This window comes from Devosia neptuniae (assembly GCF_025452235.1).
Classification (GTDB): Bacteria; Pseudomonadota; Alphaproteobacteria; order Rhizobiales; family Devosiaceae; genus Devosia.
This window is the reverse complement of sequence record NZ_CP104964.1, coordinates 501409-523584: the sequence shown is the minus strand read 5'-3', so window position 1 is coordinate 523584 and position 22176 is coordinate 501409. Positions and strand designations below refer to the sequence as shown.

Below are 22176 nucleotides of genomic sequence, written 5' to 3'. Positions count from 1 at the left end.
CCTATCCCCTGTAAACGCTTGCGAGATCGACCCGAGGGCCTTCCTTGTATATCATGCCTTGGACAGCCGAGGGTTGGTACCGGATCGAGGCCCCGGGTCGGCGCGAGATCGCTTCCAACCGCTGGCGGACGTCGTCCTCGGTGAGTTTGAAGACCTGCCCCGGAGAACCTGACGCGCTAGCCACTGCCCGTAGTGGGAGCGTTGATTCGCCCGGAGCGTTCCGATCCCAGAAGTCCCGGACGCAATACTCGAAAAGATCGTCCCCGATGTCCGGCTTGGACTCCCTCCTGAACGCGTAAACGGTTTCCCATCGCCCCGTCGCATTCCTTCTCTCGCCGGCCGGGACGATCAAGCGGAGCCCAACTAGCGGTCCGTCCAGTGAATCCTCCACGGCGACCTTGGCACCCTGTGTTCCGGTGTAGGTGTGGAGGAAAACGTCCAGGTGTTGGCCGAGCGTGACTTCCGAGTGTCTATGGCCCAGCTCTTCGGACCGACGCTGGAATGACTTGAGGGCCTCGGAGCGGGTGAATTCCGGATATGGCCACTCAGAGAGCATGTGACCCCAGGCGAACAGGGTCGGATTTGCCCTCGACGAGACGTTCCAGTGGAGCAGCCAAAGGGTACGGTCGTCCTCCAGGTACGGATCCAGTCCGGCCCCGTCCAGCACCATGCGTCCGAACTCGGTGGGCCGATGCCCGGCCTCGGACGCATGCTCAACGACACCCATGGCATCCATCCAGAAGCGTAGCGAGCGGACCATGTTCTTGCCGATGCCGAGCTCGACCATACTGCGCTCCTCGTCGGAGAAGATCAGTGGATCCTTGGCTATCGCTCGGTAAGCCTTCGGCAGCCACGCATAGCGGCAAGGGAATGTTTCATGGCCGGAAAATCGAAAAGGTCCTGCGCCGTTGCGCGAGAGGTCAAGCATGGGAGCCCTGCAGGGTTTGTCTTACCTGGGCGATCGCCGAAGCGATTTCCTCCGCCGCCTGTAGCACGTCGCCGGCGCTCGTGTGGCGTCCTAAACCGATGCGCAAGGCACTTTCTTGAATGTCGGGAGCGAGATGCATTGCCTGGAGTACATGGGAACTCCCCTGGGCGCCCGACATGCAGGCGGCCCCGGTAGACAGCGCAACCTTGTTGCGCAGCCTCGCGACCACCAAGTCGTTCGGGGCGCCAGGCGCCGAAACGTGCAGGTTTCCGGCCAGCCTGGCCCTGCCGCCGTTCAGGACCAAGCCGGGCACGCTGGATCGAAGCCGCTCCAGCAAGTCGTCCCTGAGCACGGATATCCGACGCTCGTCCTCGCCCCCCGCTCCGACATGATCCGGGCAGCCAACCCCAACCCGACGATCCCGGGAACGTTCTGTGTCGGTTCGTGGCTTGCCGAGATGCCGTGGTTTTCCTCCGGGCGGTAAGACGCGGAGACCAGCGCGCCGACGCCCTTGGGGCCGTAGATCTTGTGACCGCTGAGTACCAGGTAATCGAACGGGATCGTCGACAGGTCGAGTTCCGTCCTGCCGACGGCCTGCGTCGCATCCACGAGCATGCGGACCCCCGCCCCTTCCGCGATGTCGAACGCCGAGGCCACGGGATAGATAGTGCCGATCTCGTTGTTCGCCGCCATCATGCACAGCAGGTCGGCATCCTTGACCGCTGCACGTAACTCGTCGAGGTCGATCTCGCCTTCCCCGGAAACCTCCAGCCAACGCAGGCTGGCAAGACCGCGCCGTTCCGCCCGGACAGCCGTGTCGATGACGGCGGGATGCTCCACCCTCGAAAGCGCGACCCTCAACGGCGCAGGCCCGCCGGCGCCGATTGCATGGGCAAAGGCCAGCTCGATCGCTTGCGTCGACCCGGCGGTGAAATGGATGTCCTCACTTCCGGCCGACAGGAGTCCCGCCACGGACTCCCGGGCATTTTCGACCGATTCGGCGGCATGCTCGCCGTAGGTATGATCCGTGCTGTTGGCGTTGCCGAAATCCTCCACCATGCAACGCACCACCGCTTGGGCGACTTCTGGATCGACCGGGGTCGTGGCGTGATGGTCCAGGTATATGCCTCTGGACGCAGACACGATGCCCGAGGGTGGCACGCTGGCCCTCTGGTTCCACTGCTGCAAGACATCGCCTCCGAATTGCTTATCCGGACAGTTTCGGACTATTTGCAGCAATGCACAACCGGAACGCCCGCGAATTGGCTTGATCTCCACATCAAGCAAGGCTGTACTCGCCGCAAGCCGGCAAATCGGCGAATGTCGCAGGATTGCAAGAAAATGCCGCACGATACCCTGCGGGATCTCGCGCTCGGCCAAGCAAGACGTGTTCGACGAGAAGGGTGTGCTGCTTGTCTTGCCAGGATGCCCAGCGCGATGACCGATGTAACTACCGTTCAATACTACCGCAGTCACGCCGTAGAGTACGCAGCCGCCACCGCTGGGGTCAGCATGGGGCATCCCCTCCGAAGCTTCGGTGAAATGCTGGACGCCGGAGCTTCGGTCCTGGATATCGGCTGCGGCGGCGGGCGCGATCTCCGCGAGCTCCGGCTCGGCGGGTTCAACCCGGTCGGGCTTGAGCAATCCCCGGAACTGGCGCAGATCGCTGCCCGGCATTCCGGCTGTCCCGTGGCAGTTGCCGACATGATGGACATGCCGTTCGCGGACGGCAGCTTCGATGCCGTATGGTCATCGGCATCGCTCGTGCACTTCGGGACGGAAACCGTGCCCCGAGCGCTGCGCCAGGTCAGGCGTGTGCTCAGGACGGACGGGGTCTTCTTCGCTTCGGTGAAGAGAGGCGACGGCGCCGGGACAGATGCTTCCGGCCGGTACTTCACCTACTTTCAACCGGCGCAATGGATCGCGATCGTGGAAGCGGCCGGATTCGAGATGCTGGCGGTGCTGGACGAGGAGCCGCCGACTTCCGGGACACCCCGATGGATAAGGATATTGGCGAAAAGCCCATGAAAGACATCGCCCTCTATATTACGCCCATCGTGCTGGTACTTGCCATGTCGCACCCTGCTAGCGCGGTAACCTTGTTCGACGACGAGCGAACACTGCCTTTTCCCGGGCAGGAGCAGATCCTTTTCCTCCCTCGACAGGCGCAGACGGTAGTCGCGCCCGGGCAGGCTACGCCATCGGCCCCGACCGGCTCAGGCATAGGGCCGCGGACCGCGGATCCATCCTCGCCCGCTTTAGTCGTCCCGCCACCGACTCCGGTCGACAACCGCGCAGGCGAGACCGACGGCGAGGCCTGGTGGGAACCTCTCCTCCAACCCCTGATTTCAGGCGCAGCCGCCTTGCTGGGCGCGCTGGTCGGCGGGTGGGTCGCGCGGGCCAACATGACGGCCACGAACAACCAGCGGGCCAACGAGGTCGAGATCGGGCACCTACAGACGAAGCTCAACGAGTTCTACGGCCGTTTCGCGCTGATCTCCGCCGAGAACAAGTTGATCGCCCTCGAGTTCAAGAAACGGCAGGGCTCACCTGCCTTTCGAACGCTTACGGCGTTGCTCGACAGATCCTGGTTAGCTTCCCTGTCCCCGGCAGATCAAAGCATCGTCTCAAGCATGGTGACCAACGGAAGGGAGCTGCGTGCCCTGATCCGGGAACGCGCCGGTTTGGTCGACCAGGCGGTTCAGCCCTACGTCGCGAAAGGCGCGGCCCACTTCCTCGTGCTCGAACTCGCCTACGACGGGAAATTGGATGACGATCCGGAGCGTTTCGGGGAGTACGTCTACCCCAAGCAGCTGGATGGCGTAATCGACCTGGAAATCAAAAGGCTGACCAAGAGGATCGCTCTGCTCCTCGAGAAAAGCGACGTGCGTCACGGCCCCATGGAGCCTTTGGAGATACCAGCCAGGTTGCGGATCGACAATAACTCCTTGCCCCACGAAGCCTGACATCCCTGGTTGGCTGGACAGTGCATCGCGGTAGTTAGCCGGTTCCGTGAATCCCCGTTATTTCTGTGTTTGACCGAAAATGGATCAGTGGCAATAGTCCCTCTGGGGGGACGCATGAGAGTATTATTCGAGAGATTCCTTAAGGCCGGGACGGAAGCAGAGGTCCAGGCCATACTGGACGCCGAAGGGCTGTCCACCGACAGCTCCAGATGGAGGCCATACGGCGACAACGAGGCGTTCTACGGCGTCGTTGAAAACCAGCAGGCGCACCCCGTGCCGGCGTTGGTCGAGAAGATAACCAACGGCATTGACGCCATCCTGGAGAAGAAGGTCGTCGAGGAAGGCATCGACGTCAGGTCCATGAACGCGCCTCGTAGCGTGCAGGCCGCGCTCGACCGCTATTTCCCCGATAACCGGAATTGGGACCTGGGCGATTCCAGGCGGCGTCAGGCGGAAGACCTCCAGATCGTCGCGGACGGTCCACGCAACGACACATCCCTGCTCGTATACGACAACGGTATCGGGCAGGCCCCCGAGGATTTCGCCAGGACTTTCCTCTCGCTTCTCAGGGGCAACAAGAACGATGTCCATTTCGTCCAGGGCAAATACAACATGGGTGGTGCCGGAGCCATCGCCTTCTGCGGGGAACGCAGGTTCCAGCTGGTGGCCAGCAAGCGCTACGACGGCAAGCATCCGCTAGGCTTTACCCTCCTGCGCAGGCATCCACCCGAGTTGGCCGAGGCGGCGAACAAGAAGAATACCTGGTACGAATACCTCGTGTTCGACGGCAAGGTACCCGTGGTCGACATCGACGAGCTGGATGTGGGCCTGCAAGGTCGCTCATTCCGGACTGGATCGCTCCTCAAGCTCTATTCCTACAGGCTACCTTCAGGGTCGCGCTCGATCATCTCGCGCGAACTCAACCTGAGCCTCGACGAGTTCCTGTTCGAGCCTGCACTGCCGTTCCTGACGGTGGACACCGAAGAGAGGTACCCGAACAACAACGCCCTGGCCACGGTGGTGTACGGGCTGAAGCGCCGGCTGGAGCGCTATCCCGAATTCATCGAACGCAAGTTTTCCGAAGTTTCCGTCACTCCCGAATTCGGCGAGTTCCGCGTCAGCGTCGTGGTCTTTAAGGCAAGGGCACGCGGCGAGGGCGTGAAGGATACCAAGCAGTTCATCCAACGCGAGTTCTTCAAGAACAACATGGCGGTTATGTTCTCGCTCAATGGGCAAGTGCACGGTTCCTACACCTCCGAATTCATCTCGCGCTCCCTCAAGATGCCGCTGCTCAAGGATTACCTCCTGGTGCAAGTGGACTGTACGAAGCTGCACCTCGGCGTGCGCAACGAACTCTTCATGGCTTCGCGTGATCGCCTCAAGGACGGCGATACGGCGGATGCCCTCAGGAAGCAGATACGGGATATCCTGCTGGCGGGGGAGCTGAAGGATATCGCCAAGAAGCGCAAGTCCAGCCTGGAGGTCGACCAGGGCGATGCCGGCGCGATGCTGCGTGACATGACCCGCAGCCTTCCGATGAACGACGCCCTGACCCGGATCCTGCGTCAGAGTTTCTCGATACCCCAGGACCGCCAGGGGACCACGCGGGAGAAGCCGCCGGAAAAGCGCGAGAAATCGAAGAAAGAGACCCGGGAAACTGCCCCCTTCAACCCCAAGAGGTACCCCTCGGCGTTCCATGCCAAGGGTGGCGACACCAAGGAAGGTGCGATCAAGCTCTACAAGCTGCCGATGGGCGGCCAACGGACGATCTCATTCGGCACCGACGTCGAAAACGACTATTTCGACCGATCGGACGATCCGGGTAGCCTGACGCTCGCGGTCCTGCGTCCGGGAGAAGGAAGCAACGGCGGCGGCGGCACGCCGGAACCGTCCCGCGAGTCCGAGAACCTGAGCATCACCCGGGCAAGCCCTTCGGACGGGACGATTCGGGTAGGGGTACGCGCTTCCGCCGAACTCAAGGTCGGGGATACCGTGGAGCTGAAGGCAACGCTGTCGGCTCCCGATGGAGACCTGGTGGAAACCGTGCTTGTGCGCATAAGCGATCCAGAACAGAAGCCTCCGCGGATCGAACCCGAACCGGAGGCGCTCCCCGGCATTCCCGAGCTCGTCCTGTGCACCCGAGACGGTCGCGGGGGAACCATGACCTGGGAGTCCTTCGGAGAGAGCGGAAAGGAAATGGGCAACGAAACCGTCGTCGTTCCCTACGTCGACGAGGAAAAACTGTCCAAGATTTTCGTCAACCTGGACAGCGGCGTCCTTCGGGACTTCACGGCCGGCGCGAAGTCAGAGGAGGCCATCGACGTAGCCAAGAACCGCTACATCAGCGCCGTCTACTTCCATACGCTGTTTCTATTCACCACGACGAGATCCCGAGGCTACGAGTTGGTACGGGGCAACGGCGATAGCGGCGTGCCCGTCGAGCTGGACGAGTACGTGTCCGACCTCTTCGGTAGTGCTTACGCCCAGTTCCTGCTCAATTTCGACACGTCGTCTCTCATCGATGCACTGGGTTGACGATGACCGGGAGTTTCCAGCGACGGGACGGCGCGGCTTGGGCCCAGATAGTATCGGCGGCCCAGCCTCCGTTCACGAAGCCCTCCGGCCATCCAGATTAGAGTCAGGATGACGACTGGTTCAATCGATGGTCTTTTCCGGCTGTGGGAGGGCAAGGAATACCATCAGCTTGCGGTCGAAACCGGTCTTGGGAAGCGTGCGGCCGACTCTTATCGCACCGCCTAGCAACACTACTTCCGAGTCTTCGACCTTGAAGGGCTTGGAGATTTTTTGGAGTTCGTGCGGGTTGTCCAAGACCGCCCTGATCTTGGCGGCGTTGGCCACATCCTTTCCATTGTCAGAACCCTCGAGGGCCGCCAGACCTTCCATAATCCAGTCGATTGTTTCCGAGAGGAATGCCTGGGTTAGAGTCATATGGTCCGAGTCGCTTGCGCGTGCCATCAAGAGGCGCCCCTGTTCGCGCGTTTGCGTGTCTCCTATCCATTGACCCATCCTGGCCTTGTACACCTCGATAGTCATCGGCTCGAAGAGGGGCGGCGGGGCTGGCAAGCCGACGCGGGTGAGATCGGAATGCACGGCAGTCTGCAGCGCCAGGGCGTAAGGTGCGCGCATCCGGGCAGCCCGCCTGCGCGCCTTCTGGTCCATCCAGGCGGAAAACTCGCCATATGGTACGGACAGTTGCTTCTTTCCGTCCCAATGGACCCGACCTTTAACGTCACCGACATGGAAAAAGGGCGTGTCCGCGGTCTCCTTCCGCGCGGCGCGCTCCGCGGTGTCGAGCGGTACGATAGCGCCCGGAACGAGGAAGATGGAATGTTCGTCGTCGATCTGTCGCTTGTAGAGAGGACTTTCCGCCAGATCGCATTGCGGGTTTATCACTATGTACGCGCGCGACTTAACGCCGTCTGTCTCCAGGATGACATCACCCAGGGAGAGGGAAAGTCGTGGTTTCCCTTCGGCGTTCCCTTCCAGGGCCGTGCCGGGTAGGTCGTCGGCAACGCCTTGATGGCCCGTCGCCTTGAATTCGATGCTCTCGACAACTTGCCGCTCCTCGCTTCTACCGCTGCCAGCAGGTTCATCGGCCAAGAGCGGAGGCTGCAGGTTGGGGCCCCCTACGGGCGGAGTGGCAGCAGGCGTAGGCTCGCCCACAGGTGCGGCGGCAACCGGACCCGTAGCTTCATTGACAACGTCTGCCTTCGCTTTTGCCATGGCCGCATGTGGATGCTCCGCGAACCCGCCGACGTGAAGATCAAAAACTGCCGCGTTGTAAAGGGAAGTGAGCGCCCCTGAGGGCTCCATCAATGACGGAAGGCTTTCGAAATCCTCCCGGTCGAGCGCGCGAAGGTTTTCCCGCAGGGGACCCTGGAACAACGCGTCCACCCACACGCCTGCAAGCAGTTCATTAAGGTAGTCCCCTAGCGGATGGCCGTCGTGCTTGAGAGCGAAGTGCTGCAGGTTCGCGTAGTCGCTCAGCGTCAGGTTTCGGAGCGAGGACAGGAAGCTTCCGATCGCATCGACAGCACGACCGCTGACCGCATCGACGAATTCCTGTACCACGCGTCCTTTCTTTAGATGTTCGCCCAGCACCACCATCTGCAGCTTAAGTCCGGCCGAATCCTTGAGCCATGCTTTCGGCATCGCATCAAAGAGGCCCGCGATCAGGCCGGAGCGTTCGCTGAAATCGCGGGCATGTGACTTCACCGTCGGGTCGGACGACATCAGGACGATCATCGTGCCGCCGCTGTTGGACCGGATGGCCTTCGCCGTCTGGACCGCGGCCTCGATCGCGGCATCCCGGTCGCCTTCCTGGCCCAGGCGCCAGTCGAGGAAAACCACGTTGACCCCTTCGAGCTTGTCTTGCCACCCTTCACGACCCGAGGTGACAACCGCAACACCTAGTTTCTCTAGCTCTGGAATAGCCCCTCGGATCTGGACTGTCTTCGACACGTGCGACACGACATATTCAGAGCCTTCCGCGAGTTGTCGGAGGGGGTCTTCCGCATCGCGCTCGACGAGGTCCGAGATCACCTTCCCGCTCAGGTCGTCGGGTCCTGAAAGTCCAAGGCCGGCGGCAAGTTCCAGGGCCGGCCCGTGGTTTTCAAACGCGGTCCATAGATCATTCTGCTCCTCGCCCGTGGGTTCGACCTTCTGAAGCGGATCGAAACCGTCGTCGATAAACAGAACCTTCGACAGCTCCTTCGCCGCGAGATAGTTGGCGATAGTAGGTTGTTCCGCAGCACCAGCAGCTCCCCCTTCGTCACTTCACCCCCCCAAATTCAGAACAAAAACGCGATACACGTCGTCGTCGCCTGGTTCCAGGTCGAGCGTTGCGCCGTGGTACTTAGCTATCTCGCGGGAAATGAAGAGCCCTAGACCCTTCCCGCCCCCGGTGGGCTTTTTGGTGTAGAACGCCTCGAACACCTTCTCGCGTTCGCTCTCGGCGATGCCGGGGCCATTGTCGGCTACCCGGATCTCCCGGCTGTCCACATCGACCGCGACAGTAATCTCGGAACGGGTCTGCGGGGAAACCCGACGCTGTTGACGCAGCCAGTATAGGGAATTTGAGATCAGGTTTTCCAACACCTGCACGATCATGCCGCGGACGACCGTGACCACGAGGCGCGAGCCGCTGCTCGGCAGGACAGCGAACCGAAGCGTCACGCCCTCCCTCTCGAAGTGCTCGGCGTGGGATTCAAGCACGTCCGACACGAGTTGAACGATATCGAGCCTCTCCTTGCGGTTCCGTCCGCTGGTGCTCAACGGGTCCAGCACGCGGAGCCGCTTCTGCAGGGTCTTGAGTTGCGCGTTAAGCGACTTAAGGGACCTGTCAGTCCCGGACGAAAGCTCGTGGGTGGGGAGGTGTGCCAACGTGTCCAGGGCTGTTTCCGCTGCCCTGTTCAGTTCGTGCGCAAGTATCTCGACGGTCAGGCCCACGCCCGCGAGATTAAGGAGCTGGGTGCGTCCCTCCTCGTAATCGCGCGACAACTGCCTGACCTGCTCCATGATGGAGGCGAGGTTGGCGATCCCGGCGCGGATATCGGCGAGGGTTCGGCTTTCCTGTTTCACGGCAGGAACCCGTTCGATCAGGAGGTCGAGGTTGTGCTGCAGGCGCTCCTCTTCGGACGCCAGCCGTTGCTCCACGATTGCCTGGCTACTAGGTTCCCGCGCACTTTGGGCAGCCTTTTCAGCCCGAACCATGAAGGACCAGAAAGTCTGTTGGACAAGGTGGGCGAGTAAGCTCCGGAACGCGCGCTTCTCCTCGTTGTCGATCAGACCTTCCCGATTTGCCTGGTCCTTGAGTTTAGGATTGCCCTTTTGGGTGATGGCGACGCGCCCGACGATCTGCGCGCGATTAAGCTTGTACCCGCCACGCGAGAAGGCGATGCGGTCGAGGTCCAGCCAATCGTCGTCCTGGCCACCGTAGGGCGGAACCCGGAACCCGTCGCGGAACATCATGAGACCACCGGTCCACTGCGCCAGCCTGGCACGGACGGTAGCGAGGTCGCCGATACCGTCGAGTGCCGTCAGAAGTCGTCGATTGAACCAATAGAACTCGACCGAGAAGCCTCCGAGTGCACGGAGGATCTCCGGTGACGCGACTTCCGTATAGGAGATCAGGGCGAGTTCGGAATCGTTGAACGTATCGATCTTGCCCTGTGCCTCCATCCTACCTGACATCGAGACCGGTCCGTCATCTGGAACGCGGAAATCAGCGACGCAATGACCGTGTGCGTGGTTCAGGATCCATGGCTCGAGCCGAGGGATGGTTATGGGCTCGTCATTGTGCCGGAGAATGATGGGGAACCGCGTCGTCTTGAGGAACGGGTCGTTCATACGTGCGAAGTCTTGCCGCGCGATCTCTTCGATGTGGGCCTTGCTCCATTCGCGGTTTAGGGCCGTGATCGTGATCTGCGTGCCCGACGAGCCGGGTGGAAGCTTCGCGCCGTCGACCTTCGGCGCGATCGGGATATCCTCCAAGACATCGTCACTGGAATGGTCGAAGTCACTCCAATCGATCTTGAGCTCGTTCCAGTGCTCGTCCTCGGTTGTGGCGGTCAAGACTCTCAGATGGTCGCCCAGGCGCATCGCGGACAGGCGTCCGATCCCCTTCTCGCCAAGCAGGGTCGTACCCATGGCTACCGTGTCGTCGTCCTTCTGCCGCTGCTTGGAGCGGGTTCCTATCGTGAGGAACGCTTCGTCCAATGTCACCAAGGACATGCCGGTCCCCTGGTCAGCGATCGAGATCCAGTTTGCCTCCTGGACCACATGCTTCAAGGTATCGAGCGAAATGGCACCGGCGATGGCATCACGGGTTTGCGCAGCGTTCGGGGCGGAGTCGATGATTCCCTTCAGGCAGAGCACCTTCAACCGATCGATCAGATGTCGCTCCGTTTGCTGGGGCCCCGCCCCGGCAGGCACGCGTTCTGCTTCCCGGAACGCGTCGATGCCAGCCAAAACGTCCCTCTGGACACCGCGGGACAGGCTCATGACGACGGCGATCTGGGCGTTGGGCGACTTGGCGTCGTAAGAGTTCTTTATGAGTTCGTAGAGCGCTACACCGTCTGAACTGATGAGTTCAGCGCCTAGATGCAGGATCGTGCGCGCCGCGATGCGAAAATTCATGGTCACTTCCGCGCTTCTTCATCGGAGCGCTCCTGATCGCGCCCGTCCGATAGTAAATCGAGTTTAACAATACCGAGACATGAGCACTATAAGCTGGCCGGGAGTTTAGCGACCACGTATTCTCTTAGTCGTGATTATTCAACGCCGAGATAATGAAGGCGGTGATGATTCTGCGAAATGGTCCGGAAGTTCCGGGACCATCCTACCGCCAGGGAGCCCATTCAAAGGAACGCGGCCCGCTTCATGTCCCAAGATTGTAGTTTGCGGTAGAGTTGCACCGAGATCTGCGTATGAGATGGTGACTCCATCCGCTTTTCCTTCGCTGCCGATCCAAACGTTTGCGTCGTAAAAGCCCCAGGCAGGTGCGATTTGCAAGACGGGATAACTACATGATCACCCACCAGACAACAGGTTGCTGAAGGCACGACCGGCATACCTATTGCCGGCCGGAGGAATTGCGACCGGAACTCTTCCCGCCGACCCGGCATCAGGGTCAAGCCGAGGTTACGCAGACGTTATAAGCAGTCATCGTTTAAGGATCTCGAGATGGGTGAGCGTCGGCGTTTCGCGGTCTGTACACCGCCTGAACGCTACGGTATCGGAGGAAGCAGTACTTAACATGGGCGGCCTCTGCGTTTGGAAGTTACGGGTCGCGAGCGCGTCGTTAGCGCTCGGCGGACGGATCGACGGCATATAACGGTGCGTCCGGCAACGAGTAGCCTGTACCGGGTCTGGGGCTACGGCACCCTCAGACCAGTGACTACATGGACGCCGCGATGATGGTCGATTCTCTGCAGCCGCCAAAGGGGCGCATCGCTTCAAACTTCGTCGACCCTGATCGTTTCTATGCCAATTTCATCCGTTGGGGAGTAGCTAGGCTGCCGCAGCAATCCCGCGTCCTGCAGCCCCTCCAGATCAGGCAAGTCTCTCAACGTGTCGAGCCCAAAGTGCTCCAGAAAACCTCTGGTTGTCACATAAGTGAATGGCGCCCCCGGCGTCGGGCTGCGCGGCCCTGCGGTGATCATATTCTTGTCCCGCAGCGCCCCGATGATGTCGCGCGACACCTCACGCCCCAGGATTTCCGATACCCCGGCCCGCGTCACCGGCTGATGATAGGCGATCGACACCAGCACCATGGCCTCGTTCTGGGTTAGATCGACCGCACGGTCCGGCACCGCCGCAGACGTAGCAATCGCCTCGGCGTAGGCAGTTCGGGTGCGGAACGCCCAGCCCCCGGCGATAGCGACCACGTCATAGGGCTTGCCGCGCAGCGCTTCGCGGATGTCATCAATGAGCAGGTCGATGCTGGCGTCGCGTCCAACCACCCGCGCCAAGGCTTCGCGGTCCACCGGCTTTGGTGCCGCGAACAGCACGGCCTCGATCCGGTTCATCCACTCACGCCAGCGCAGGTCGGCCGGCATGTCGGCCAACTCGGCATCAAAAATCGGCGGTTCGGCATCTGTCCTCTTTTTCCTGGCCATACTCGCCCTCACAACCCGTAGAGTCGGAACGTCGGCCGGCCGCTGAGCTCGCGCACGGCGCCCAACTCACCCAGCCGATCAAACAGACGCCGAGCACCCCGCGCCGACAGCTTTGGACTGGACCACGATCCCGGCACCGCATCGTCCGAGAGCAGCAGCTTGATGACGTCGCCAGAACCCTTGGCGCGCAACTTCGGCGCCACCGTGATCAGTTTGGCTGCCTGCTGCGCCAGCTCTACCCCAAGATCGCAGGCTTCTGCCGCCGCCGTGGCGTAGGCCAAAAATACCGCCCTGCCCCACCCCTCCGCTCCCGGCCGGATACGCTTGCGGTGTTCGCCGGACTTGAAGACCGGCGAAAAAACCTGGCCCATCAGCAGCGGCACCGGAACGGGCCATCTGAATTTTTGGGCGAGCAGCATGTCGGCAAGCCAGAACCCCAAAAGTTCGGCATCGGGCCGGGCCCGATAGACGGCGGCAGCGATTTCGGCTGCCAGCACCGGCGCCGGCCGCGACGACAGAACCATGTCTTCGGCATTGGCCACGACCTCAACCAGACCCTCATCCCACTGCAGGCCAAAATGCTGCTCGACAACCGGGCGCACGGATTCCGCGTCACAGTGCGTCGTGCGGCTGGCCAAGCGGCGCCAGGCCATCAGCAGGTGACCTGCGGGCCCCGGATCATCGCCCATGCCGCGCAGAAAATGGGCGTCGCGCAGGGCGGACTCGTCCTCGTGGCGGCCGGTCAAATTGACCGCCGCAGCCGCGCTCTGCAGCGCCAGCCGCTGCCGCCAGGCACCGGCCCAGGAAACATCCTGACGCACCAGATTATCCAAGGAATTCAAAGCGGCACCGGCCAGATACGCGGCCTCGGCATCACGCAGAACCAGACCACGGGGTCGCGCCCACACCGGTATTTTTGGCACTGGAGAAGAGGCTGTCATAAGCAAATCAGCGCGCGAATTCATGGCTGGTAGGCTAGCACATAACGGCGCTTATGGCCACCATAATGCCAAATATCCGCCCCACCTGTCGGGCCAAAAGAATGACTGATAATCTTGCATTATCATTCGTTTTGCTCATTATAGAGGGAATGACCCAAAAACTCGACGCGAACGCGGAAAACCACCCTCAGCACGGCTCTGCTCGCCCCTAGAGCCCGGCGGCAGGTGTCGGTTGAAACGGATGCGTCGAAGGTCTATATAGCTAGCCAGACTAGCTAGATTGGAGAACTGATATGGATTGGCACCTGCAGGACGCTAAGAACCAGTTTTCAAAGGTCGTGCAAAAAGCGCGAACGGAGGGGCCACAAACGGTGACGCTGCGCGGTACGCGCGCGGCCGTTATCCTGTCGGCCGAGGACTATGACGCGCTTGCTGGCAATCGGCCGAACATCGTTGAAGACCTTTTGGCCGGCCCAGCCTGGGACGATGCATTCGCGGACACAGTCGATCGCCGCGAGAAGCGGCCGAGCCGGGAACCGGTGCTCTGATGTACCTCGTTGACACCAACGTGATTTCGGAGGCCCGACGGGGCACCGCCGAAGCGGTGGCCTGGATGCGATCCACCGATCCCCAGGCGATCCACCTGAGTACCCTGACCCTGGGGGAGATCATGCGGGGGATCGCGCTCAAGCAGAAGTCCGACCCCGCGACCGCTGGCCACCTCGCCGAATGGCTCCGCAAGCTCCGCCACCAGCATGCTGACCGCATCCTGCCCATAACCGATCAGATTTCGGTAGAATGGGGTAGGATTGCCGCCATCCGACCGCGCGGTGACGTCGACGGCCTGATCGCGGCCACGGCCATCGTGCATGATCTGGTTGTGGTCACGCGCAATGTTGCGGACTTTGGCGACAGCGGCGCCGACATCGTCAATCCTTGGGATCTTGGCTAGAAACCGATGGCGATCGATCGGGACAATCTCGAACATTCGGTCCCAGCTATTCCTGCTGGTGCCACCTCCCCTGCCCTGCCGGCACATCTGGAAGCACTCGCCGATCGCGCCAGGGAATATATCGAGGCAGCCACCTCGCCCAATACCCGCCGGGCCTATGATAGCGACTGGAAACACTTCTGTTCCTGGTGCCGGCGGCAGGGCCTCGAGCATCTCCCACCCGACCCGCAGATTGTCGGCCTTTACATCACCGCCTGCGCGTCCGGCGCCGCGACCGCCAATCGCCAGCCCGCCGCCGTCTCCAGCATCGAGCGCCGGCTGTCCGCCCTTTCCTGGCACTATCTCCAGCTTGGTGAGCGGCTCGATCGCGGCGATCGCCACATTGCCACGGTGCTTGACGGCATCCGCAACACCCACGGCCGGCCGCCCGTACAGAAGGAGGCCGTGCTGCCCGAGGATCTAATCGCCATGCTGGAGACCCTCGACCGCGGCACGCTACGCGGCCTACGCGATCGGGCCATGCTGCTAATAGGGTTCGCTGGCGGCCTACGGCGCTCGGAAGTTGTCGGTCTCGACGTTGGCCCCAAGCAAACTGAGGACTCCTCGGGCTGGGTTGAAATCCTCGACCGCGGCATGATCCTGACGCTGCGTGGCAAGAACGGCTGGCGGGAGGTGGAGATCGGCCGCGGCTCTTCCGACAGCACCTGCCCCGTGGCGGCGCTGGAAACCTGGCTTAAACTGGGCCGCATCGCCCATGGACCGCTGTTTCGGCGGGTCACGGGGCAAGGCAAGACCACTGGCCCCGAGCGACTACGCGATCAGGAGGTTGCCCGCCTGGTCAAGCGCACTGCCATTGCTGCAGGGGTGCGTGGGGATCTTTCTGAGGACGAACGAGAGGGAAAATTTGCCGGACATTCGCTGCGCGCCGGCCTCGCCTCGTCGGCTGAGGTCGATGAGCGCTATGTGCAGAAGCAGCTCGGGCATGCCTCGGCGGAAATGACCCGCCGCTACCAACGCCGCCGCGATCGGTTCCGGGTCAACCTCACCAAGGCTGCGGGCCTTTAGCCCCAGCGAAATCAGGCCAGATCGGTGTGCGCGAAGTCATTGCCCTTGTAGAGCAGTGGCATCTTGCGGTTTTTGGCACAGGCGTAGGACAGGCAATCGGCCAGGTTAAGCTGAGCAGGATGTCCCCTGCCCTTCCCGTAATCCGAAAAGGCTTGCACCGCTAGCCGAACGTCGTGCCCGGGGGGTGCTACTTGTCGAGCTCGACGTCGGAAAGGCAAGCAGCCAATGTCGTGCCATCTAGTTGCTCCCGATAGGGCGCATTTACGGTCGTTAGCACTAGGTTTATGTGTTTATTGGTTCCCATAAAACCGTGTGCTCGTGTTTAGTCGAGCCAGCTAACTCCACGATAGCTGATCGCGCGGCAGCCGGCCGCTAGGATCAAAAACCTCGACCTGGTGTGGCAGCGTCGGTCCCCAATTCCACAGAACCAGATTGCGATCTTCTTCATCGGCGCCAGAAGCATAGCTGGGCACGAGAATGCCAGCGACGCCCTGTGTAACGAGTCGGTCATAAATCGACCAGGAGATAGGCCTCTTGCCACCAGCGAGAGCTGACGCCCAAGCACACCTCATCTCGTCCATCGACACCGATACATCTCCCCTGCCCTGCTCTGTCGTCAGATCGACAACATCCTCGCAATCGACATCGTAGGAACACAGCACTGTCGGATCGAGCCGGTGCGCGAATCCCTGACTGATCTCCTTGATCGCGGTCATGATGCTGAGCCCAAGATAGAGCGCAGGCACGCCCTGGGGATTAAAACGCGCCCCTCGTATCGCTGCTCCCTCGTCAGAAATCGGCTTGAATGCCCAACGAGGATCGTGAGCGCGAAAGCAAGTACCGACGAATCTCACGCAAATCCGCCAAGTGCCATATGATCAAGGTACTCCCGGACAGCCGAGGCCTTACCGTCTTTAACCAGGGCTTCGGCAGTCCGACCTCCGAAGGCCGGTAGGGGCTGGGCGCGATACCAAGCCATTGCCTGATCCTTGCCGCCAGCCCAGTCGGTCACCCGGCTAATGATCTCCAGCATTTCCCGCAACCGGCCCTGAGCTTTTGGCGCCCCTATCCGCTCCGAGCGATAGAGGGTCTCTCTCGCTAATCCAGTCGTCTCCGCCAGCTGCGACTTAGACATACCGAAGCCGTCTGCTACTCGCTCTGCAGCGATCCGTCCCGCAGGATCCATATAGGACAAAACCAGCGGCAGCGCCTGCGCGGCCATTTTATGCATTTGGGCCATATCTCGATCACCCATGAAAGCGTAGATGCCACATCTACTGTACGCAATATATGGCATCCGACCTGGAAATCAATCAACATCATCACGATTTTGGCCCGCGCCTATCGAGGTTTTGACGCAGCGCGTCACTGATCTCGAGGCGTTTCTCGGTACGAACCACTTTGCCAGCTGTCTCCAACTCGTCCGCGGCTTCCGCCACCCCACTATTGGCCACCTTCGCCGCATCAAGCTTGGCCCGAACCAAAGCCATGACCATCGGCCAGACCGAGAATTTGCCGTCCTTTGCCCGATCGGTCAAATTCCGCAAATAACCCCCGGCGCTTTTGATCTGATCCTGCCGCTGGTAGATCGCCGCAATGGTGATCGCTGCCTGCTGTTCGCCCATCGCAGTGCGTGCATCCTCCCAGGCGCTGGGGCTAATCCCCAAACTCGGCCGGGCTACCTCGGCGGCCGCAAGGAACTCCCGCCAGTTGCGAATGCCGCTGCCGCCCTTCACCAACCAAAGCAGGTTCGGGCAGGCATCCAGAACAATTCCCAATGGCAATTCACGCTTCGGCAGGCTCCGTACGTTATCTGGGTCCGAGGCGCTGCCGCTCGCTTCTTCTATTTTTCCTAAGCGATGTTCAGATTCATTTTTAGAGTCTGGTTTTGAATTCTGTATGTGGCGCTCAGTTTGAGACTCATTGGCGTTCAGATTCTTTGTTTTCACAAAGGATTCCAATACGTCACGCACTTCAGACCAAAGGTCCTCAAGGTCCGTAGCGATCGCCTCGAGGACTTGCCGTGGTGCCGTCCGCGGAATCTGGCCGACGATGGTCTGATAGGCTTGCTGCACCCTACCCCAGTTGGCTGGCACGCCCTCTTCAATACCAGCTTCGATCATCTTGACGATGTCACGGCGGCATATGGTTAGCCGTTCCTTAACAAGGCGGTGCGCCTTCTTCTCGGCGCGAACGGCTTCCGCCAGCTCCTTGAACTCGGCCGCGCGGGCAACGATTGGAGAAATGTCGAAGCCATAGGCCTGCTCGATCTCGCCATCATAGCCTTTACGGGCGAAGCGTTTGCCATTGGGGCTGTCCCGGCGGATGACTAGGCCGCAATCGACCAAGTTTGCCAGATGGCGCCGAAGTGTCGCCGGCGACATGCCATTGGCCCGGCCGATCAACTGCTCGTTGGACGGCCAGACAATGAGTTCGCTATCGCCATAGAGCGCGGTTTCGGGATGGAAGGACAGCAAGGCGTCAAGAATGGCCAAGGCGCGATCGGTCGCACCCAGGGCAATCCTGGCTTCCTTAATATTCTGAAAGACGTGCCATTTGTGAACGGTCGCGTCCTTAGGCATTGCCTTAGAGGCCACCTGACTTGAAATCATGCCAAGTGATAGCGCTCGCCGCCCAAAGGGCGTCGTTGAGGTATACGTCTGCATTGTCTTTCACCTTGCGTAAGGCAAAAGAAATACGGCCGCCAAAGCGGTGTAGGCCGACGAGGGCCTTGACTGCGATTCCGGGAAGTGCGATTCTCGCGTTACCACACTACGAGAGAGGCTTCCGGAACGTTGTTTTCGGGGGCCTTTTTCTTTTGCGGACTACTCTCCGTTGTTTTGTTGGTCGGTTTGCTGCCGGAATTCCTCGTAAAAACGGTCGAGATGCTCCGTCAGGTAGTCTCCGAACGCTCGTGCATCCGGTCCCCTCGCCTTGAGGGCAAGGGTGAATTTCTTTCCATCAGTGACCGCTTCCGCTGCCAGACGACCATCGGCCGGCGCCCAGCTCGCTCGGGCGGGACTTGCTTTTGGACGCGCATTCACTTTTTTGGTTTTGAGATGGGAGACCAGCGCATCGAACCTAGCGTCACTTGGCAAGGTGGCGATTGCTGGCGACTCCATAAAGCTAAGCGCTTCCTCGAGATTGCTGGGCTTATCCAGGAGCAATTTAAGATCATACCAGCGATCTCGACCAATACGCTTGGCGCGACCGATCGCCTTCAGTAGCGGCGTCGGAAGCCCAGCGACAGCGAGCATTTTTGACAGCGTCGACTTATCGGCGCCGAGGGCCGCCATCACAGTGGAGTTGTCGTCGTCAAAATTCCGGTTGCTGATCTCAGCGGCAAAGACAGCTTTCTCAATAAAGGACGTATTGGCTCGACCGTTGTTTTCCTGCCCCTGCGCTATAACGTGATCCCGATCAGTCATCGGCTTGATCACGGCGCGAACCTTGCGGCCGAGTTCAACTGCAGCTCGCCGCCTCAGGTGGCCAAAGACGAGCATATAGCGGCCAGTCTGGCTCGGATGCGGACGAACGAGAACCGGGGAATCTTGTCCTCGCTCGCGCACCGCTTCCAACACTCGCTGGAATTCTTCCCTATAGTCATCGTCATCGAGGTCGAAGCGATCTCTGGCGAAAGAATCGTCGATGGTGGCAGGATCAAGCTCGACGATCGTCTCGCCTTCGAGCAGCTTGTCCGCCTGCGAGGCCATTTCGTCGATCGAGCTCAGCAGGGAACGCGTAGCGCCCTTCGTAGCATAATCGAGCGCACGGTTATCCGTCGCCGACTCTTCATGGCTTAGCAAATTGGCAAAAGGGTTTCTTCGCGCCATCTAACACCTGCCTCGGCTAGTTAGACGATTGATTTCACGTCTCTTTTTGCCGGTTTTTACGGCCGTCAACTTCATGACCTTCCCCAAGCGTGGTGGACAAGCCCTTGAATCTCAAAATTCACCGCATCGAGGCTCTCGATGGCGCGGTCATAGGTATCTCGATTGAAGTTGGCACGCTCAACTTCATAAAGAGACTGCTTGGTGAGACCCGCGTCAGAGATAGCCGTCGACTTGAGCATCTGGTGTTGTAAGATGTCCTCGGCAAGCATGGACTGCATGAACCCAAGCATCTGGGCCTGTGGAACGTCCATCGGCTCGTAGCGCGTGATGAGGTAGCGCAGCCAGTCGAGGTGAAAGTCTGCACCCGCCTTCTTGATCGTCTTAGCAATGTTCCCGAGCATTAGCAGAAACTGACTCATCGACATAAGATCGAGCATTTGCGGATGGACCGTGATCAGAACCGATGTCGCTGCGCTAAGTGCGGTCAGAGTCAGGTAGCCGAGCTGCGGCGGGCAATCGATGACCACGACGTCAAAACGGTCGTCTACCGTTTCAAGAGACTTCCCCAGACGAGTGAAGAAGCGCTTCCCGTCCTGTGAAGTCTGCATGGCCAGAGGTGTCTCGTACTCGTATTCTTGCAGCTCAAGATTTGCAGGAATAATGTCGAGTAGGGGGAAATTGGTCGGTCGAATAACCTCAGCCAGCGGACGTGGATTGTCATAGCGGATGGAATCGTAAAGCGAGGAGTTCTTATCGAGTTCGGGTTGGAAACCATGCAACGCCGACAACGAGGCCTGCGGGTCAAGATCAACCGCAAGGACTCGATGACCCGTCAGGGCTAGGTGCTGGGCGAGGTGGGTCGCAGTCGTCGTTTTGCCCGAGCCACCCTTAAAGTTAACTACCGCGATGACCTGAAGCTTTTCACCGGGCTTGCGGCCCGGGACATAGTTCTTGGCGTCAGATCGTCCATTTTTGTCGAGATAGTGCCTGAGCTCGATCATCTGCTCGGCTGTGTAGAAGCGGCGGCCACCACTAGCAATTTGTGGGACCGGTCCCTTACCTTCGAGGTGGAGCCGTTTCAAATTATTGGGGCTAACACCGAGGTAATGGGCAACTTCGGCCATGCCGAACAGCCGAAGGGTCTTCTGCGCATTTGGCGGAAATTTCTCCATGCGAAGCTGGTCAAGCTTGCGGGAGATTTCGGCACCCTGAGCCAAAATCTTATCGTCGAACTCAAAGGGTGCCAGCGAGATCATCTCGTATCCGTCTCAAGAGAAAATAGCGCTAACTTGCGATATTGGTTTGATTTAGCGCCAGTATGTTCGATTCCTCCGGAGTCGCAAGGGAATTTAGGTTAAGGGCGGGTAAAACCAAGGGTCACCCCACTGAAAAATTGGGGACTTGTGGTCCGGATTTTTTTCATCCTTTCAATAGCTTAGCTAAATAGATCGCATAGTAGGGAAGGCACTCTGCTCCTCGGTAGAAAGCGGGGGACTAGCGTGCGTGACCATGGCACGGACCTTCAAATTGCGCTCAGAAGCCGCGTTGGCTGGCGACTCAGGCCAAGTAAGCCCGCCATTATGGCTGTAATGGTCCTCATAGGCTCACCGGTCGGCCGCGGAACGCAAAGAACTGCCTGAGGGTGGCGGCCCGGACATGCAGCTGCCCCTCCAACTTCAACCGTTTCGTGTCGATCCGCCCAACTCAACCTACCAAATCTGGTGGTCTGACTCGAATAATCGCCTGTGCTCTGTTGACCGCGCAAACAGATTAGCCGAGCCACAGCATGACCGTCTTCGGAACAACAAGCCTGCGCTGTCCCAAACAAGAAACGCCACGGCCCGGCCTGGCGTTAGCAGTGTAACGTCATGGCCAGCACCGTTTCTCAGTCTCGGCAGCGTCTAATACGCAAGCTCAGCGACGCGCTTGGCCCCAACATCCAGTCCGCGCTTAACGATCCGAGCGTCGTCGAGGTCATGCTCAACCCGAACAGTCGAATTTTCGTTGAGCGGATAGGGCAGGGCGTGTCCTCCTGCGGTGAGCTAGGTGCGGAGGCAGCCGAAACCGTCATTGGCATCGTGGCGCATGCACTCAACTCCGAGGCCAATCACGATCATCCCATTGTTTCAGGCGAACTTCCGATTGCAGGCTACCGTTTCGAGGGCTTGTTGCCGCCGCTGGTCGGGGCGCCAACGTTTACGATCCGCAAGCCGGCCTCGATGGTGATGTCGCTCGCGGAATATATGGGCAACCACAGCATCACGGCCGAGGACGCCGAGATTATTCGCAATGCTGTCGTCTCACGTCTGAATATCGTCATCGCTGGTGGGACCGGCAGCGGCAAGACGACGTTGGCCAATGCCATCATTGCAGAAATTGCCACCACGGCACCGGATCAGCGTCTAGTCATTCTTGAAGACACGTCCGAAATCCAGTGCGCAGCACACAATGTGGTCACGCTTCACACCTCAGATTCCGCTGACATGGCACGCCTGCTCAAATCCACCATGCGCTTGCGGCCGGACCGCATCATCGTGGGGGAAGTCCGCGACGGCGCCGCGCTGACCTTGCTCAAAGCCTGGAACACAGGGCACCCAGGTGGTGTCACCACCATCCACGCCAATAGCGCCATCTCCGCCCTCACACGCCTCGAGCAACTCGTTGCCGAGGTTAGTGCCATGCCGATGCGCGAGGTGATCGGGGAAGCTGTCGACCTCATCGTGGCGATTGCCCGAACACCAACAGGACGCCGCGTCACAGAAATCCTGCATGTCGAGAACTATCGCAGTGGCAGCTACCAGTTCGAGATTTGTTCGCCAGACAAGGAGAATGCGAATGTGGCGTAAAGCCCT

At 60.2% G+C, this 22176-nt stretch carries 18 protein-coding genes and 1 pseudogene; 7 read left to right on the top strand and 12 right to left on the bottom strand.

Going from position 1 to position 22176, the window contains the following annotated elements:
• Position 1 precedes the first annotated feature (1 nt).
• Positions 2-928 (bottom strand): DUF4007 family protein, encoded by a 927-nt coding sequence (locus N8A98_RS02480; protein ID WP_262165499.1) that lies wholly within the window; start codon positions 926-928, stop codon positions 2-4.
• Positions 929-1222: 294 nt separating this feature from the next.
• Positions 1223-2308 (bottom strand): cysteine desulfurase family protein, encoded by a 1086-nt coding sequence (locus tag N8A98_RS02475; RefSeq protein ID WP_262165497.1) that lies wholly within the window; start codon positions 2306-2308, stop codon positions 1223-1225.
• 57 nt (positions 2309-2365) lie between these two features.
• Here N8A98_RS02475 and N8A98_RS02470 point away from each other — a divergent pair, with 57 nt between their 5' ends.
• The 3 genes from N8A98_RS02470 to N8A98_RS02460 all read left to right on the top strand — a co-directional run bounded on the left by N8A98_RS02470 (position 2366) and on the right by N8A98_RS02460 (position 6429).
• Complete coding sequence (locus N8A98_RS02470) at positions 2366-2956, top strand: class I SAM-dependent methyltransferase (RefSeq protein WP_262165496.1); 591 nt, start codon at positions 2366-2368, stop codon at positions 2954-2956.
• Complete coding sequence (locus tag N8A98_RS02465) at positions 2926-3894, top strand: hypothetical protein (protein WP_262165494.1); 969 nt, start codon at positions 2926-2928, stop codon at positions 3892-3894. The genes N8A98_RS02470 and N8A98_RS02465 overlap by 31 nt, the downstream gene beginning before the upstream one ends.
• A 114-nt stretch (positions 3895-4008) precedes the next feature.
• Entirely contained in the window at positions 4009-6429 is a 2421-nt protein-coding gene (locus N8A98_RS02460; protein ID WP_262165492.1) for a hypothetical protein, read from the top strand.
• Positions 6430-6549: 120 nt separating this feature from the next.
• Here the strand turns inward: N8A98_RS02460 and N8A98_RS02455 are convergent, their stop codons facing one another.
• The 4 genes from N8A98_RS02455 to N8A98_RS02440 all read right to left on the bottom strand — a co-directional run bounded on the left by N8A98_RS02455 (position 6550) and on the right by N8A98_RS02440 (position 13498).
• Positions 6550-8457 (bottom strand): hypothetical protein, encoded by a 1908-nt coding sequence (locus N8A98_RS02455; protein WP_262165491.1) that lies wholly within the window; start codon positions 8455-8457, stop codon positions 6550-6552.
• Positions 8458-8691: 234 nt separating this feature from the next.
• Positions 8692-11052, bottom strand: a complete 2361-nt coding sequence (locus tag N8A98_RS02450; protein WP_262165489.1) for a sensor histidine kinase — start codon at positions 11050-11052, stop codon at positions 8692-8694.
• Between the two features lie 818 nt (positions 11053-11870).
• A complete protein-coding gene (gene scpB / locus N8A98_RS02445) occupies positions 11871-12533 on the bottom strand; it encodes an SMC-Scp complex subunit ScpB (protein WP_262165487.1) in 663 nt (220 codons plus the stop codon).
• Between the two features lie 8 nt (positions 12534-12541).
• Positions 12542-13498, bottom strand: coding sequence for a DUF1403 family protein (locus N8A98_RS02440; RefSeq protein ID WP_262165486.1), 957 nt, complete (start codon positions 13496-13498; stop codon positions 12542-12544).
• 269 nt (positions 13499-13767) lie between these two features.
• On the opposite strand from N8A98_RS02440, the gene N8A98_RS02435 reads away from it, so the two are divergent.
• Genes N8A98_RS02435 through N8A98_RS02425 form a run of 3 tightly spaced genes read left to right on the top strand, consistent with a single transcriptional unit; the run spans position 13768 to position 15491 of the window.
• The gene (locus tag N8A98_RS02435) at positions 13768-14022 is read left to right on the top strand and encodes a type II toxin-antitoxin system Phd/YefM family antitoxin (RefSeq protein WP_262165484.1); all 255 of its coding nucleotides are present in this window, start codon (positions 13768-13770) and stop codon (positions 14020-14022) included.
• The gene (locus N8A98_RS02430; protein WP_262165482.1) at positions 14022-14426 is read left to right on the top strand and encodes a type II toxin-antitoxin system VapC family toxin; all 405 of its coding nucleotides are present in this window, start codon (positions 14022-14024) and stop codon (positions 14424-14426) included. The genes N8A98_RS02435 and N8A98_RS02430 overlap by 1 nt, the downstream gene beginning before the upstream one ends.
• A gap of 6 nt (positions 14427-14432) precedes the next feature.
• Positions 14433-15491: a tyrosine-type recombinase/integrase gene (locus tag N8A98_RS02425; protein ID WP_262165480.1), complete on the top strand. Its 1059-nt coding sequence runs from the start codon at positions 14433-14435 to the stop codon at positions 15489-15491.
• Between the two features lie 11 nt (positions 15492-15502).
• Here N8A98_RS02425 and N8A98_RS02420 read toward each other — a convergent pair.
• The 6 genes and pseudogenes from N8A98_RS02420 to repA all read right to left on the bottom strand — a co-directional run.
• Positions 15503-15658 (bottom strand): annotated as a pseudogene (locus N8A98_RS02420) (type II toxin-antitoxin system VapC family toxin); the annotation flags it as partial.
• A 168-nt stretch (positions 15659-15826) separates the two neighbouring features.
• On the bottom strand, positions 15827-16345 hold the full coding sequence (locus N8A98_RS02415; RefSeq protein WP_262165479.1) for an RES family NAD+ phosphorylase: 519 nt from the start codon (positions 16343-16345) through the stop codon (positions 15827-15829).
• Positions 16342-16731, bottom strand: a complete 390-nt coding sequence (locus N8A98_RS02410; RefSeq protein ID WP_262165477.1) for an antitoxin Xre/MbcA/ParS toxin-binding domain-containing protein — start codon at positions 16729-16731, stop codon at positions 16342-16344. Before N8A98_RS02410 ends, N8A98_RS02415 begins: the two co-directional genes overlap by 4 nt.
• Before the next feature lie 82 nt (positions 16732-16813).
• A complete protein-coding gene (repC, locus tag N8A98_RS02405; RefSeq protein WP_262165475.1) occupies positions 16814-18157 on the bottom strand; it encodes a plasmid replication protein RepC in 1344 nt (447 codons plus the stop codon).
• A 159-nt stretch (positions 18158-18316) separates the two neighbouring features.
• Positions 18317-19324 (bottom strand): plasmid partitioning protein RepB, encoded by a 1008-nt coding sequence (gene repB / locus N8A98_RS02400; RefSeq protein ID WP_262165474.1) that lies wholly within the window; start codon positions 19322-19324, stop codon positions 18317-18319.
• 71 nt (positions 19325-19395) lie between these two features.
• Positions 19396-20580, bottom strand: coding sequence for a plasmid partitioning protein RepA (repA, locus tag N8A98_RS02395; RefSeq protein ID WP_262165472.1), 1185 nt, complete (start codon positions 20578-20580; stop codon positions 19396-19398).
• Between the two features lie 612 nt (positions 20581-21192).
• Between repA and trbB the strand changes: the two genes are divergently transcribed.
• A complete protein-coding gene (trbB, locus tag N8A98_RS02390) occupies positions 21193-22170 on the top strand; it encodes a P-type conjugative transfer ATPase TrbB (protein ID WP_262165471.1) in 978 nt (325 codons plus the stop codon).
• Positions 22171-22176 lie beyond the last annotated feature (6 nt).

Coding starts and splice junctions, on each gene's coding strand:
- N8A98_RS02480 (WP_262165499.1), bottom strand. CDS start 928: ATGCTTGACCTCTCGCGCAACGGCGCAGGACCTTTTCGATTTTCCGGC.
- N8A98_RS02470 (WP_262165496.1), top strand. CDS start 2,366: ATGACCGATGTAACTACCGTTCAATACTACCGCAGTCACGCCGTAGAG.
- N8A98_RS02465 (WP_262165494.1), top strand. CDS start 2,926: ATGGATAAGGATATTGGCGAAAAGCCCATGAAAGACATCGCCCTCTAT.
- N8A98_RS02460 (WP_262165492.1), top strand. CDS start 4,009: ATGAGAGTATTATTCGAGAGATTCCTTAAGGCCGGGACGGAAGCAGAG.
- N8A98_RS02450 (WP_262165489.1), bottom strand. CDS start 11,052: ATGAATTTTCGCATCGCGGCGCGCACGATCCTGCATCTAGGCGCTGAA.
- scpB (WP_262165487.1), bottom strand. CDS start 12,533: ATGGCCAGGAAAAAGAGGACAGATGCCGAACCGCCGATTTTTGATGCC.
- N8A98_RS02440 (WP_262165486.1), bottom strand. CDS start 13,498: ATGAATTCGCGCGCTGATTTGCTTATGACAGCCTCTTCTCCAGTGCCA.
- N8A98_RS02435 (WP_262165484.1), top strand. CDS start 13,768: ATGGATTGGCACCTGCAGGACGCTAAGAACCAGTTTTCAAAGGTCGTG.
- N8A98_RS02430 (WP_262165482.1), top strand. CDS start 14,022: ATGTACCTCGTTGACACCAACGTGATTTCGGAGGCCCGACGGGGCACC.
- N8A98_RS02425 (WP_262165480.1), top strand. CDS start 14,433: ATGGCGATCGATCGGGACAATCTCGAACATTCGGTCCCAGCTATTCCT.
- N8A98_RS02410 (WP_262165477.1), bottom strand. CDS start 16,731: ATGGCCCAAATGCATAAAATGGCCGCGCAGGCGCTGCCGCTGGTTTTG.
- repC (WP_262165475.1), bottom strand. CDS start 18,157: ATGCAGACGTATACCTCAACGACGCCCTTTGGGCGGCGAGCGCTATCA.
- repB (WP_262165474.1), bottom strand. CDS start 19,324: ATGGCGCGAAGAAACCCTTTTGCCAATTTGCTAAGCCATGAAGAGTCG.
- repA (WP_262165472.1), bottom strand. CDS start 20,580: ATGATCTCGCTGGCACCCTTTGAGTTCGACGATAAGATTTTGGCTCAG.
- trbB (WP_262165471.1), top strand. CDS start 21,193: ATGGCCAGCACCGTTTCTCAGTCTCGGCAGCGTCTAATACGCAAGCTC.